This is a genomic window from Rothia sp. HMSC071C12 (genome assembly GCF_001813895.1).
Lineage (GTDB): Bacteria > Actinomycetota > Actinomycetes > Actinomycetales > Micrococcaceae > Rothia > Rothia mucilaginosa.
Map to the genome: position 1 here is coordinate 111,460 of NZ_KV814375.1, position 12,788 is coordinate 124,247.

Annotated in this window: 12 protein-coding genes; 3 read left to right on the top strand and 9 right to left on the bottom strand. The window is 55.0% G+C overall.

Features of this window, described 5'->3' with window-relative positions; genetic code table 11:
- Nucleotides 1-7: 7 nt before the first annotated feature.
- The gene (gene fbaA / locus HMPREF2942_RS07230) at nucleotides 8-1,033 is read right to left on the bottom strand and encodes a class II fructose-bisphosphate aldolase (protein ID WP_012902702.1); all 1,026 of its coding nucleotides are present in this window, start codon (nucleotides 1,031-1,033) and stop codon (nucleotides 8-10) included.
- 263 nt (nucleotides 1,034-1,296) lie between these two features.
- Here fbaA and HMPREF2942_RS07235 point away from each other — a divergent pair, with 263 nt between their 5' ends.
- From HMPREF2942_RS07235 to HMPREF2942_RS07245, 3 genes are all read left to right on the top strand, one after another.
- Nucleotides 1,297-1,683: a hypothetical protein gene (locus HMPREF2942_RS07235; RefSeq protein WP_049342000.1), complete on the top strand. Its 387-nt coding sequence runs from the start codon at nucleotides 1,297-1,299 to the stop codon at nucleotides 1,681-1,683.
- A 305-nt stretch (nucleotides 1,684-1,988) separates the two neighbouring features.
- Nucleotides 1,989-3,590 (top strand): amino acid permease, encoded by a 1,602-nt coding sequence (locus HMPREF2942_RS07240; protein ID WP_049342001.1) that lies wholly within the window; start codon nucleotides 1,989-1,991, stop codon nucleotides 3,588-3,590.
- Between the two features lie 283 nt (nucleotides 3,591-3,873).
- Nucleotides 3,874-4,926 carry an ornithine cyclodeaminase gene (locus HMPREF2942_RS07245; protein ID WP_005504242.1) on the top strand — a complete coding sequence of 351 codons (1,053 nt, stop codon included), beginning with the start codon at nucleotides 3,874-3,876 and terminating at the stop codon, nucleotides 4,924-4,926.
- Between the two features lie 231 nt (nucleotides 4,927-5,157).
- On the opposite strand, the gene HMPREF2942_RS07250 is transcribed toward HMPREF2942_RS07245, so the two are convergent.
- The 8 genes from HMPREF2942_RS07250 to HMPREF2942_RS07275 all read right to left on the bottom strand — a co-directional run bounded on the left by HMPREF2942_RS07250 (nucleotide 5,158) and on the right by HMPREF2942_RS07275 (nucleotide 12,773).
- The gene (locus tag HMPREF2942_RS07250; protein ID WP_049338604.1) at nucleotides 5,158-5,970 is read right to left on the bottom strand and encodes a hypothetical protein; all 813 of its coding nucleotides are present in this window, start codon (nucleotides 5,968-5,970) and stop codon (nucleotides 5,158-5,160) included.
- An 87-nt stretch (nucleotides 5,971-6,057) separates the two neighbouring features.
- Entirely contained in the window at nucleotides 6,058-6,873 is an 816-nt protein-coding gene (locus HMPREF2942_RS07255) for a hypothetical protein (RefSeq protein WP_049342002.1), read from the bottom strand.
- Nucleotides 6,874-6,940: 67 nt separating this feature from the next.
- Nucleotides 6,941-7,297, bottom strand: coding sequence for a peptidase inhibitor family I36 protein (locus HMPREF2942_RS09635; protein WP_141747363.1), 357 nt, complete (start codon nucleotides 7,295-7,297; stop codon nucleotides 6,941-6,943).
- 414 nt (nucleotides 7,298-7,711) lie between these two features.
- Nucleotides 7,712-7,843 carry a hypothetical protein gene (locus tag HMPREF2942_RS09590; RefSeq protein WP_256370613.1) on the bottom strand — a complete coding sequence of 44 codons (132 nt, stop codon included), beginning with the start codon at nucleotides 7,841-7,843 and terminating at the stop codon, nucleotides 7,712-7,714.
- Nucleotides 7,844-7,945: 102 nt separating this feature from the next.
- A complete protein-coding gene (locus tag HMPREF2942_RS07260) occupies nucleotides 7,946-8,779 on the bottom strand; it encodes a hypothetical protein (RefSeq protein ID WP_049338606.1) in 834 nt (277 codons plus the stop codon).
- 867 nt (nucleotides 8,780-9,646) lie between these two features.
- The gene (locus HMPREF2942_RS07265) at nucleotides 9,647-10,423 is read right to left on the bottom strand and encodes a TrmH family RNA methyltransferase (RefSeq protein WP_239662183.1); all 777 of its coding nucleotides are present in this window, start codon (nucleotides 10,421-10,423) and stop codon (nucleotides 9,647-9,649) included.
- Between the two features lie 122 nt (nucleotides 10,424-10,545).
- Nucleotides 10,546-11,127 carry an orotate phosphoribosyltransferase gene (gene pyrE / locus HMPREF2942_RS07270; RefSeq protein ID WP_005507935.1) on the bottom strand — a complete coding sequence of 194 codons (582 nt, stop codon included), beginning with the start codon at nucleotides 11,125-11,127 and terminating at the stop codon, nucleotides 10,546-10,548.
- Nucleotides 11,128-11,192: 65 nt separating this feature from the next.
- Entirely contained in the window at nucleotides 11,193-12,773 is a 1,581-nt protein-coding gene (locus tag HMPREF2942_RS07275; protein ID WP_049340128.1) for an anthranilate synthase component I family protein, read from the bottom strand.
- Nucleotides 12,774-12,788: the final 15 nt, after the last annotated feature.

The window sequence follows — 12,788 nt, forward strand, 5'->3', positions numbered from 1 at the left end:
CAGCACCTTACTTGATGGAGGTACCGACGGAACCGAGCTGCTGGCAAGCCTCGACCACGCGTGCGGCCATGCCTGCCTCTGCAGCTGCACCCCAAACGCGGGGGTCGTAGGTCTTCTTGTTGCCGACCTCGCCGTCAACCTTCAGCACACCGTCGTAGTTGCTGAACATGTGGCCAGCAACGGGGCGGGTGAATGCGTACTGGGTGTCGGTGTCGATGTTCATCTTGATAACACCGTAGGACACTGCGTCTGCAATCTCCTGCTCGGTGGAGCCGGAGCCACCGTGGAAGACCAGGTAGAAGGGCTTGTCGCCCTTGCCGTACTTAGCGCCGACCTCGGTCTGGATTTCCTTGAGCAGCTCGGGGCGCAGGTGAACATTACCGGGCTTGTACACGCCGTGAACGTTACCGAAGGTCAGAGCAGCCATGTAGGTGCCCTTCTCGCCCAGGCCGATTGCCTCAACGGTCTTGATTGCGTCTGCAACGGTGGTGTACAGGGAGTCGTCGATAGCGCCTTCAACGCCGTCTTCCTCGCCACCAACGGCACCAATCTCAACCTCGAGAACGAGCTTTGCCTTGGAGGTACGCTCGATCAGCTCAGCAGCGATCTTCAGGTTCTCGTCCAGGTCGATTGCGGAGCCGTCCCACATGTGGGAGTTGAAGATGGGGTCTTCACCGCGAGCAACAGCCTTCTCGGACTCTGCCAGCAGGGGCAGGACGAAGCCTTCCAGCTTGTCCTTGGGGCAGTGGTCGGTGTGCAGTGCAATGTTCACGTCGTACTGCTTAGCAACTTCGCGTGCGTATGCTGCGAAGGCCAGGGAGCCAACGACCATGTCCTTCTTGGAAGCGCCGGACCAGTATGCTGCACCACCGGTGGATGCCTGGATGATGCCGTCCGAGCCAGCCTCTGCGAAGCCGCGGATTGCAGCGTTCAGGGTCTGGGAGGAGGTCACGTTCACTGCGGGGTACGCGAAGCCCTTTTCCTTCGCGGTCTGCAGCATTTCTGCGTAAACTTCGGGGGTTGCAATAGCCATATGCTGACTCCTTGGATAGATGCGACCGGTTACCGATGCTGGGCCGGTTCACCATATTTTGTTGGCGCGCGAGACGCCTCCTACTCGCACTATTTTACCAAGATACGACTTATTTATCGTTAATTTTTTGTGGGTTTTTTTGGGTTTACTGCAGCGAAATTTCCGCGAATTACCGCGGTAAAGTAGAGGTGTTAATGACTTGATGTCTTCTGTGTGTGCAGGCCAGCGTACACATCACCCAGACGCGACGAAAGGAACCTCCCATGAGCAAGGCGAGCGCTAAAAATAATCCGAAACAGCTCGACGCGAAACGTGAGAAGCGTGCCCGCCAGGCGCAGCGTCGTGCTGAGCGTGAGCATCCGAATGCGGCGGCTATTGCCCCGGTGCGCGCCCAGTTGGATGAGGTTCTGGAGCGTAAGAGTCGGCATGTTTTGGGGCATGGCGATATGGCGAAATCCCTTGAGTTGATGGAGAAAATGCGTGATGAGGGCGCGAGTGACCACGAGATTGATGTGGCGCTTGCGGAGGCGAAGCTACCCTCGGTCGTGCAGGTGGGCCGTAAGTCGTTGATGCGTTGGCCGAGCTGGTGGTGGTTGAATCGTCGTGAGCGCGCGTTGCGGGCGAAGATTGACCGCCTGATGGAGGGCTAAGTCCCCGTTTTGAATAGGTTGTGAGAGCACCCCGTTGTGGGTGCTCTTGTGCTGTGCGGTGGTGGGATAATTGATTTTTTGGACTCAGGGTTCAATTAATCTATTTCACAAAACAATGAAAACCACACAATACAACATGAACCAAATATATTTATAAGATATGCATTATATGTATATAAATTGTTACGTGATGCGAGTTATACTACCTAAATTACCGTGCTATAGTCATTACAACCCGCAGACGTGTTCCCAACCACATTTCGTGTAACACGTGCTTCAGACGTAACTATCCAAGGAGGTATAGCGTGAGCACCTCACCGAACAAGAACCCGCAGACTTCTGCAGCGGATCAGTACACTAAGCCCCCCACAGATGACCCGTTCGCACACGAACAGGAAGGCTTCCACAAGGGGCTTGGCGCACGTCAGCTCCAGATGATCGCCATCGGTTCCGCAATTGGTACCGGCCTGTTCCTGGGCACCGGTAGCCGCCTGCAGGACGCAGGCCCCATGCTCGCCGTTATCTACGCCGTCATCGGCTTCTTCGGCTACCTGATTCTTCGAGCCCTCGGCGAGCTGATCCTTCACCGCCCTTCCTCGGGCTCCTTCGTCTCTTACACCCGCGAATTCTACGGCGAAAAGGCCGCATTCGTATCCGGATGGCTGTACTGGCTGAACTGGGCAATGACCGCCGTTGCAGACGCCACCGCTATCGCTATCTACATCAGCTGGTTCGGTCGATACAACCAGTTCTTCGCAGATATTCCCCAGTGGCTCAGCGCATTCATCGTCGTTATCGTCACTGTGGCTCTGAACCTCATCTCCGTGAAGCTCTTCGGTGAGCTGGAATTCTGGTTCGCGCTCATTAAGATTCTTGCCCTGCTGTCCTTCATGGCGGTAGGTATCTGGTACCTGGTCTTCGGTGAACCCATCAACGGCGTCACCCCCGGCCTGAGCCTTATTGCAGCCAATGACGGCTTCTTCCCCAACGGTATTCTTCCCGCTCTTATCGTGGTTCAGGGCGTTGTGTTCGCCTACGCCGGTATTGAGCTGGTCGGCACCACCAGTGGTGAAACCAAGAACGTTGAGAAGGTTATCCCCCGCGCTATCAACACCGTGATTTGGCGTATTGCGATCTTCTACGTTGGTTCCGTGGTTCTGCTCTGCCTGCTCATGCCCTACACCGCATACAAGGACGCAGAGTCGCCGTTCGTGACCTTCTTCGACGCTATCGGCATTGACGGTACCGCACCGATTATGCAGCTGGTCGTTATTACCGCGGCTGCTTCCTCGCTGAACGCTGGCCTGTACTCCACCGGCCGTATCCTCCACTCGATGGGTGTTGCAGGTTCGGCACCGAAGTTCACCACCAAGGTGTCCCGCTCCGGCGTTCCGGTGGCAGGTATTCTGCTGACCGGTGTGATTGGCCTCTTCGGCGTTGTGCTGAACTTCTTCGTTCCCGAGCAGGCGTTCGAGGTCGTGCTGAACATCGCATCCGTGGGCACCATGGCTAGCTGGGCGGCTATCGCAATGTCGCACCAGAAGTACCTGAAGCTGGTCGGCGAGGGCAAGTACAAGCGCCCCAACTACCGCGCACCCGGCGGTCGCTTCAGCGACTGGGCTGTGATGGTCTTCCTCGCTGTTGTGCTGGTGCTGATGGCACTGGATTACCCGGTCGGCACCTACACCCTGGCATCGCTACTGCTGGTTATCCCGCTGCTGATTATCGGCTGGTACACGGTTCGTGACCGCGTCAACGAGATTGCTCGCGTCCGTGAAGGCTACACCGGTTCCGTGCCTGTGATTGCTGCCCGCCCCGTGGTGAAGAAACTCGTTTCGGAGCCTCGCACCCACATTGACCTGGGTGAACTGGACGCTGAGGACGAGGACAAGCCGATGGGCAACTAACCCGACGGCAGCCTCCGATCCCGTGATATCCCAGTGAAATCCCGGTGAAGGCGATGAGGGGGTTTTAGACCCTAGCCCGTAGGTTCCAGGAGTTCTAGAACCCCCTCCCTGTACGTCTTTTCGTGTTCGTTCCGTATTACATCCGTGTAATACATAAAGCAAAGTACATATCTACAGCATTTCTAATACGGTGTGTCCTGCAATATATTTTGAGATAATAGATATCCGCAGTGACCACCAGATGCACAAAGAAGTTTTGTGCAGATATTCAAAGGAGAAAATCATGACTGAACGTCCTAGCGCACACGCGGTGGAATTTGTTGACGTCGCCTCGATGGCGAAGTGGATTCAGAAGGACGGCGTAGGCAACATCATTGCCGGCATGGTCGACTTCCTCGAAGAAGACTTCAAGAAGTGGCAGAGCTTCGACAAGATCCCGCGCGTCGCCTCCCACACCCCCTTCGGTGTGATTGAGCTGATGCCCACCTCCGACAACATCACCTACTCCTTCAAGTACGTGAACGGCCACCCGTCGAACCCGGCACGCGGTTTCCAGACTGTGACCGCGTTCGGTCTGCTCGCTGACGTGGACAACGGCTACCCGGTGTTCCTGGCTGAGATGACCCTGCTGACCGCGCTGCGTACCGCTGGCGTGTCCGCCATGGTTGCTAAGCACCTGGCACGCAAGGATTCGAAGAAGATGGCAATGATTGGTACCGGCTCGCAGTCTGAGTTCCAGGCGCTGGGTATGCGCGCTGTGCTCGGCATTGAGGACCTGTCCGTCTACGACGTTGACCCGCACGCGATGGAGAAGTTCCGCCGTAACCTGGAGCCGCTGGGCTTCCGCATCCACCTGGCTAAGGACGTGGATGAGGCTGTTGAGGGTGCCGACATTATTACCACCTGCACCGCCGATAAGCAGCAGGCGAAGGTTCTGCTGGACCGCCAGGTAAAGCCCGGCGTGCACCTGAACGCTATTGGTGGCGACTGCCCCGGCAAGACTGAGCTGGAAAGCGAAATTCTGGACCGCTCCACTGTGTTTGTTGAGTTCCCGCCGCAGACCCGCATTGAGGGCGAGATTCAGCAGAAGGACCCGGACTTCCCGGTGGTGGAGTTCTGGAAGGTTCTGACCGGTGAGGAGCCGGGCCGCGTGTCGGATGAGCAGATTACCCTGTTTGATTCGGTGGGCTTCGCGATTGCTGACTTCTCGGGTCTGCGTTATGCCCGTGCGGCTACGCAGGACACCGACCTGCAGCAGTTCATTGACCTGGTTGCTAGCCCGGATGATCCGAAGGATCTGTACTCGCTGGTGAACGTTAACGTTCCGGTGGGCTAAAGGGCTAAGTAACCTGACGCTGAGTAGCCTTGAGCTGGTGGGCCTGTAAGGTGCGCCAGCGGAGGCTGCGAGGTTGAGAGTGAATAAAGTGAGGGCCGGGGAGTGGTGACACTCCCCGGCTCCTTCTTATGAAATTTTCGTATGCACGGATTCTTGTGCGCGGATTTTCTTATGGGCAACTTGTGAGCATTCTGCGGCTGGTTCACCCGTTCTACCCTTCAGCGGGTGTGGCTACTGGTGGGTGGCGATGATTTCACGCGCCTTCGCTACACGCTTTTCTTTCTCCTCTTTCAGCTGGTTGAGCTTCGCCTGGTTCTTCTCAATCAAAGGCCCCTGATAGGACGCTTCAATATCACCCAGACGCTGAGCCATACCCACCTTCTGGTTACATTCCGCTTCGATGGTTGCGAGGCGGATTTCCTCCGGCTTAGCTTCTTCGTTGCCTTGGGAGGAGGTCATGAGATGTGCGCTTTCTTCGGACATCCAGTCGCTCTCTCCTTCCCTGGGGGTTAGTCTGCGTTCACGCAGGCAGGTCCACCATTCTGAGCGAATATTTTTCCACTCATCGGTTTGGGAGGCGTAGGTGTATGCCTGTGAGTTTAGCTCTCCTACAAACCGGTATTCTTTTTCGTCCAGTTCGACGTCAGAGAATGCGGTTTTCACCTCTTCTTGGCACCGGGCGTTGATGTCGTCTGATGCTGAATCGTCTGGGCCTCGGGATTCCTTCTGGGAGTACCCGTACTTTTTGGCGTACTCGACGTTCCAGTTGCCGTATAGCCCCCCGGGTTGCGGGGTGTCTATTGAGGGCACAGCGTAGGACTGCCCGTGGTGCGCGTAGCATTCGGACATGAGCGTGTGCCACGCCGTGCTCACCGTACGGATTGTTAGTTCATCGAAGGCATACTCGTCCAGTGGAAGGTGTATGTAGTTCTTTGAATAATCGAGAACAGCTTTTCGTGAGGTGTCCCGCTCGGCACTGTTGGAGCAGGATACGCACGCCCCCAGCAGGCAGAATACTGTTACCGCAGAGAGAGCCTTACGCATAGGCTTTCCTCCTCCATACCTCGTTGTAGCATTCAAACGGAGTTACCCCAATTATCCCAAGGGATGCTATCTGCTTGTTGCTGATATCTACTGGTGGGTGGCAATAATTTCGCGCGCCTTCGCTATCTTCGCATCACGTTCAGCCTTCAATTCATTCAGCAGCGCCTGATTCTTCTCAATCAAAGGCCCCTGATAAGACGCCTCAAGATCACCCAGACGCTGGGCCAACCTCACCTTCTCGCTACATTGAGCTTCAATGGTTGCCAGGCGGATAACCTCCTCCAACACTTTGGGATCATCAGCATTCAGACTGGCCGTTTCTTTGCTCGTCCATTCACCGTCCCCGGTGCGAGGCGTCAACCCTTCCTGACGCTGACAGTCCCACCAATCTGAGCGGGCTTTCTTCCATTCAGGGTCAGCCTGCGCACGCATGTACGCTTCACTACGGATACGCTCGACGGGGCGGTACTTTTTCTCATCATCCTCATCAAAATAGAGCATATCCAGTTCTTCCCGATGCTCTTCGCGGCAGCTGGCCCTGACGTCTTCAGGGATGCTCTTATAAATCCTTTCCTGCTCATCTCTGACTTGGATGGACGTAAAATGATTCGCCGCATGCTTCACGTTCCAGGAGCCGTACTGGGAGGCGTTGCCAGAAACCAAGCCGTTTTCTAGAATTTCAAAATCGTATCCTTTTTTCGCATAGCACTCTTTAAGAATCAACAAATACGCCCTATATGTTATATCTTCGGCCTGGTCACTCATATCGTATTCGTCGAGGGGAAGAGTAATATAGTTATTTTCAAAATCCAGCTGGGCTTTGAGGCTAGTATCCTTAGGCGCAGCGGCACAGGAACTTAAAGCTAAAGCAAAGCAGGCGAGTAGGGCAGAAGATTTCTTCATTGTTACCAACTCCTTTCAATCAAGAAAGTCAGGAGGAGCCCACAAACATTGGGCTCCTCCATCACAATTACCAGCGGCAGTTTACCTTGTAAACAGAACTAATACGATCATCCCAAGTCTCGCCCCAATGGAGACCCGCATGGCTTAGACCGCGAAGATAGTTGAGGTCGGAAGAAGATTCAAAATTTCGACCCCTGTGATTAATGTCTTCGTAATAGTGCCACCGACACCCACCAGAATGCAATGAAGATGCACGGTCACTCATCCAATCCAAATGGGTCGTCCCCTCAGTTTCCATACGGGGCCCAAGGAAATTGGCATCCGAATAGAAAGTAACACCCGCATGTGCCGGAGGTGCTACCGCACCGAAAGTCACCGCAGCCACACAGGCCGCAACAGCAAGAGACTTATTAAAGATCCTCATCAGAATCTCCTTTCAAAAGAATGACGCCGCGGTCATTCATATCCACAACCCGCAACCATTGGCGAGCCGAAGTCAGGAAATCCATCGCATGCCCCAAACCGAAATTGAGAGTGCGACTCTCGTATTCCCTGTGACTTGAATTAATACTAACACACCTAGGCAATTTATTTAGTGATTTAAATCACTTATATGATAATATGGGATTTACCCGCTTTAGATATATTTAAATATTATTTACTACATTTACAAGACAAAAAATCCAGATAACATCACACAACCCCCACCACAAACAACGCATCAAACCCCGTGGGTACCCACATTCATGTGAAAAACTCAACACCCCACCCAAACAAAGAATCACCCAATACCCCAATAAAAACCCCAATAAAAAAGGTTCCGACGCGCACACATGCTTCACATTCCAGGAGCCATACCGGAGGCATCACCAGAAACCCAGCCATTTTCTAGGATTTCAAAATCGCATCCTTTTTTCGCGTAGCACTCTTTAAGAGCAAAGCAGGCGAACAGAGCAGCAAATTCCTTCATTGTTACCGATTCCTTTCAACCAGGAAAGTCAGGAGGAGCCCACAAACACTGGGCTCCTCCATCACAATTATTAGTTGTACTATTCAGTTCAAACAGAATGTGTTATTGACTAGTGGCGATAATTTCACGCGCCCTCGCCACATGCTTTTCTTTCTCTTCTTTCAACTGGTTAAGCTTCGCCTGGTTCTTCTCAATGAGAGGCCCCTGGTAGGATGCCTCAATATCACCCAGACGCTGAGCCATACCAACCTTCTGATTACATTCCGCTTCGATAGTTGCGAGGCGAATCACTTCTTGAGTTTTTTCCTCCTCACTCTTAGAACTTACGTCAATATTGGACGTCTCTTGACTACCCCACGCCTGGTCATCCTTGCGTGGTGTTAACCCATTGCTCTCTAGGCAGCTCCACCATTCAGAGCGAACTTTATTCCATTCCGGATCACTTTTCGCACTCGCATAGGCTTCCTGTCTAAGCCGGTAAGCGAAAGAGTCATTGTCATTCTCGTATTCAATTTCTTTCAACTGATTGGCACTTTCCTTGCGACATTCCTTCCTAATCTCTGCCGGTATTTTCTCTGCCGCCTGCGTGCGCTCTCGAGACTTTTCTTCATTGAAATATCCATACTTCTTGGCATATTCAACATTCCAGGCACCATATATATTACTGTGCTGATCATCAGAGAACACAGGGACAGCATCAGAGTATCCCTTAGCTACATAACATACTTGCATGATACGGGCGACCGCCTCATTAATTACAGCCCTTGACGCATCGTCATAGTCATACTCATCCAGGGGAAGAGTAATCAAATTATTCGCGTAATCGAGCTTGGCTTTATACTCAGAATTTGAGGCACCTCCCTGAGCGCATGAAGACAGCAAAAGCGCGCCTGCTAGGGCAGTGATTGTGAATGCACTACTTTTATGCAAGAGCACACCCTCCTTTCAGAGTGGAAGAAAAACTTAAAGCAGGAAAGCATCCTGTCCCTCTACCACCATTCACCTAGCAATACACATACCTAACTGAGCTAATCCGGTCATCCCAAGTCTCGCCCCAATGGAGACCCTCATGGCTTAGACCCCGCAGATAGTTGAGGTCGGAAGAAGAATCAAACCTGCGACCCCTATAGTGGCTGTCTTCGTAATAGCGCCACCGGCACCCATCAGAATGCAATGAAGATGCACGGTCATTCATCCAACCCAGATGAGGGTTATCCCAGGTGTACATACGGGACCCAAGGAAATTGGCATCCGAATAGAAAGTAACACCCGCATGTGCCGGAGGTGCTACCGCACCGAAAGTCACCGCAGCCACACAGGCCGCAACAGCAAGAGACTTATTAAAGATCCTCATCAGAATCTCCTTTCAAAAGAATGACGCCGTGGTCATTCATATCCACAACCCGCAATCATTAGCGAGCCGAAGTCAGGAAATCCATCGCATGTCCCAAACCGAATTTGAGAGTGCGATTCTCATATTCCCTGTGACTTGAATTAACACTAGCACACCTAGACTATTTATTTAGTGACCTAAATCACTTATGTGATAATATGTGATTTACCCGATTTAGATATATTTAAATATTATTTACTACATTTACAAGACAAAAAATCCAGATAACATCACACAACCCCCACCACAAACAACGCATCAAACCCCGTGGGTACCCACATTCATGTGAAAAACTCAACACCCCACTCTAACAAAAAAATCACCCAAACCCCCAATAAAAACCCCCAACAAAAAAGGTTCCGACGCGCACACAACGCATCGGAACCTTTAAACACCAAACAGCCGCCAGGCTACGACGGAATCTGGCCAAACACATGGCGGCGAACCCACGCATGCATCGCAATACCCGCAGCCGTCGCCGCATTCATCGAACGCGTTGACCCAAACTGCTCAATCGACAGAGTATCCCTAGCCGCCGCATGCAACTCCTCCGACAAACCCGGGCCCTCCTGACCAAAAACCAGCACACACCTCTTCGGCAGATCATACGTCTCCAGGGGCACCGAATCCGGAAAAATATCAATACCAATAATTTCCAGACCCTCAGCCTGCGCCCACGCCACAAAATCCTCAATCGTCGGATGATGACGCACATGCTGATAACGATCCGTCACCATCGCACCACGACGATTCCAACGGCGACGCCCAATAATATGGACCTCCTTCGCCAACATCGCATTCGCAGTACGCACCACCGTGCCAATATTCAAATCATGCTGCCAATTCTCAATCGCCACATGAAAATCATGGCGGCGCGTATCCAGGTCAGCAATAATCGCGTCCATCGACCAGTAACGGTACTTATCCACCACGTTACGGCGGTCGCCCTCACGCAGCAGCTCCTCATCCCAATGGTCGCCCTCAGGCCACGGACCCTCCCACGGGCCCACACCCACCTCAAAACGGGCAGTACCCTGCTCAGTACCCTCAACAGCCTCAGCTACAGCCGCCTCAGCAGGCACAGCCTCAGCAGGTACAGCCTCAGCAGGTACAGCCTCAGCCGCCTCACGATTCTCAACCATCACAACCACCTTCACGCCAACAACCAGCGCCACTCCGGCGCCCACAGAGCCATCTTACAGACAAAAACCCGCACCACCAGCCACACACAGTAGCCAGCGGCACGGGTTCACCCGCCGCAGCGGAACGTCTTAAAAATTCACGAGGTCCTAGTCCAAGCTAGTAGAGACTAGTCCAGGCCCAGCTCATCCTTCGAGTACGCGTACAGGCACGGAACGCCCGCAACCTCTTCCACATGCTCCTTAGCGCCGGTCGCACGGTCAACAATCACAGCAACCGCCACAACCTCAGCGCCAGCCTTACGCAGCGCCTCAACAGCAGTCAGCGCAGAACCACCGGTAGTGGAAGTGTCCTCAACAGCAACCACGCGGCGACCCTCAACGCTCGGGCCCTCCACCTGACGGCCCATGCCGTAAGACTTCTGAGCCTTACGCACCACAAACGCGTCAATCGCACGGTCCTGATCACCAGCGGCACGCATAATCGCGGTACCCACCGGGTCAGCGCCCATGGTCAGGCCGCCAGCAGCCTCAAACTCGATGCCGTTCTTATCCAGCAGGTCCAGCATGACCTGACCAACCAGGCGAGAAGCCTCGTGGTGCAGGGTGATGCGGCGCAGGTCAACGTAGTAGTCGGCTTCCTTGCCGGAGGCGAGGACCACGTGCCCGCGCACCACAGCCAGCTCAGAAATCAGCTGGCGCAGGCGTTCACGGGCTTCTTCAATGGGGAGATTTTCAGAAAGCTTAGTCATAGTTCAAGTGTAGCGGCTCACGTACAGGCGGCGCAGGCTATTCCCTGCACTATTCCAGCCCTAGGCTATTCCACCACGCGACCCACCGACGGCGGCAACGCAGCACGCAACTTCGTCAGCATCTCCTCATACTCGGCGGTCGGGTCGGAATCAGCCACGATAGCGCCACCGGCGGCAAGAGTCACCGTGCCCTCATCGTGCGCCACGAGCGTGCGAATCACAATCGACAGGTTCGCCGAACCATCCGCCGACACAAAACCCAAAGCACCCGAATACACGCCGCGAGCGCGACCCTCCAGGCCCTCAATAATCTGCATGGTCGAAGGCTTCGGCGCACCCGTCATCGAACCACCCGGGAAGCACGCCCGCGCGGCAGCCACCGCGCTCACGCCCTCACGCAGACGCGAACTGACCGTAGACACCAGCTGATGCACCGTCGAGTAGCTCTCCACACCCATGAGCACCGGCACGCGCACGGACGCCGGGTCAGACACCGTGGACAGGTCATTACGCAACAGATCCACGATCATGAGGTTCTCGGCGCGGGTCTTCTCATCGGTACGCAACCAGGCTGCGGCAGCCTCATCTTCTTCCGGGGTGGCGCCACGCGGTACCGTGCCCTTAATCGGCTTTGTCTGGGCATTACGCTGCTCATCCACACTCAAAAAACGCTCCGGCGAGGAAGAGAGCACCGAAAAATCGCCGCACCGCAGATACGCCGCATAGGGTGCCGCATTGTGGGCGCGCTGGCGGCGGTACAGCTCAAAGAAAAGCTCCGGGCTCGGATTCTGGATGCGCGCGACCGTCTGCGCGGTCAGGCACACCTCGTAGCTGTTACCCTCGTAGATTTCGTGCTGACTAGCGCGAACAGCGTCCATGTAGGCTTCCGCGGCGGGTGCAGGAAAGAGCAGAGGCTCGGTAAGCTCAGGGGCATTTACGGGGGTATTTTCGGAGGCGCACTCCCCCGCAGCGCTCAGCGCCGGAGCCAGCACCGTGCTCAGCAGCCGCTCCGCCGCCTCACACCACGGCTCATCCCCCACCAGCCAGCTACGCGCCGCAGCACCCGGGCGGGTATGCTCATGCACCAGGTAGCGGACCGCCGGCAACCACAGAGAATCCGGGGTCGGCGCCTCATGCGCCGGCAGGTAGCCCGGCACCGGGTGGCCGTGCTCCATGCCCATGGCGGCACGCGCCTCATAGCCGAAATAGCCCACGTAACCGCCACGCAAACCCACAGGCAGACCGGTTGCCGCCGCGGTATCCGGGTGCACGCGCGGTGCGCAGGCGAGCGCCGCCTCCAGCTGGGCGAAGGGGTCTTCCCCGCCAGACTCAGCCGCCGCACGCGCCGAATCCACGCGCAAAGGCGACAGCTGCGCCGGAACCACACCCACATACGAGGCGACCGACATGGGCGACTCCTCACGCGCCGAATCCAGCCAGAAGGAATACTCGGCACCACCGGTCAGCAGCGGGTACGCCTCCTCGCAGTTCACCGCGAAAGGAAGCGGGCGCACGACAAGCTCCCGCGTCTGCGCATCCCACTGGATGCCCTGCAGAATACTCGGCAGGGCATGAGGGGACGCAGAAGCGGGAGCGTTCGAGGTAGAAAAAATACGGTCCGCGGAAGTTTCAGTCACGGACTCCATTGTATGGCGTGCAGG

Excerpts from the sequence above, each read along its gene's own strand:
- fbaA (WP_012902702.1), bottom strand. The coding sequence starts at position 1,033 with ATGGCTATTGCAACCCCCGAAGTTTACGCAGAAATGCTGCAGACCGCG.
- HMPREF2942_RS07235 (WP_049342000.1), top strand. The coding sequence starts at position 1,297 with ATGAGCAAGGCGAGCGCTAAAAATAATCCGAAACAGCTCGACGCGAAA.
- HMPREF2942_RS07245 (WP_005504242.1), top strand. The coding sequence starts at position 3,874 with ATGACTGAACGTCCTAGCGCACACGCGGTGGAATTTGTTGACGTCGCC.
- HMPREF2942_RS07250 (WP_049338604.1), bottom strand. The coding sequence starts at position 5,970 with ATGCGTAAGGCTCTCTCTGCGGTAACAGTATTCTGCCTGCTGGGGGCG.
- HMPREF2942_RS07255 (WP_049342002.1), bottom strand. The coding sequence starts at position 6,873 with ATGAAGAAATCTTCTGCCCTACTCGCCTGCTTTGCTTTAGCTTTAAGT.
- HMPREF2942_RS09635 (WP_141747363.1), bottom strand. The coding sequence starts at position 7,297 with ATGAGGATCTTTAATAAGTCTCTTGCTGTTGCGGCCTGTGTGGCTGCG.
- HMPREF2942_RS09590 (WP_256370613.1), bottom strand. The coding sequence starts at position 7,843 with ATGAAGGAATTTGCTGCTCTGTTCGCCTGCTTTGCTCTTAAAGAGTGC.
- pyrE (WP_005507935.1), bottom strand. The coding sequence starts at position 11,127 with ATGACTAAGCTTTCTGAAAATCTCCCCATTGAAGAAGCCCGTGAACGC.
- HMPREF2942_RS07275 (WP_049340128.1), bottom strand. The coding sequence starts at position 12,773 with ATGGAGTCCGTGACTGAAACTTCCGCGGACCGTATTTTTTCTACCTCG.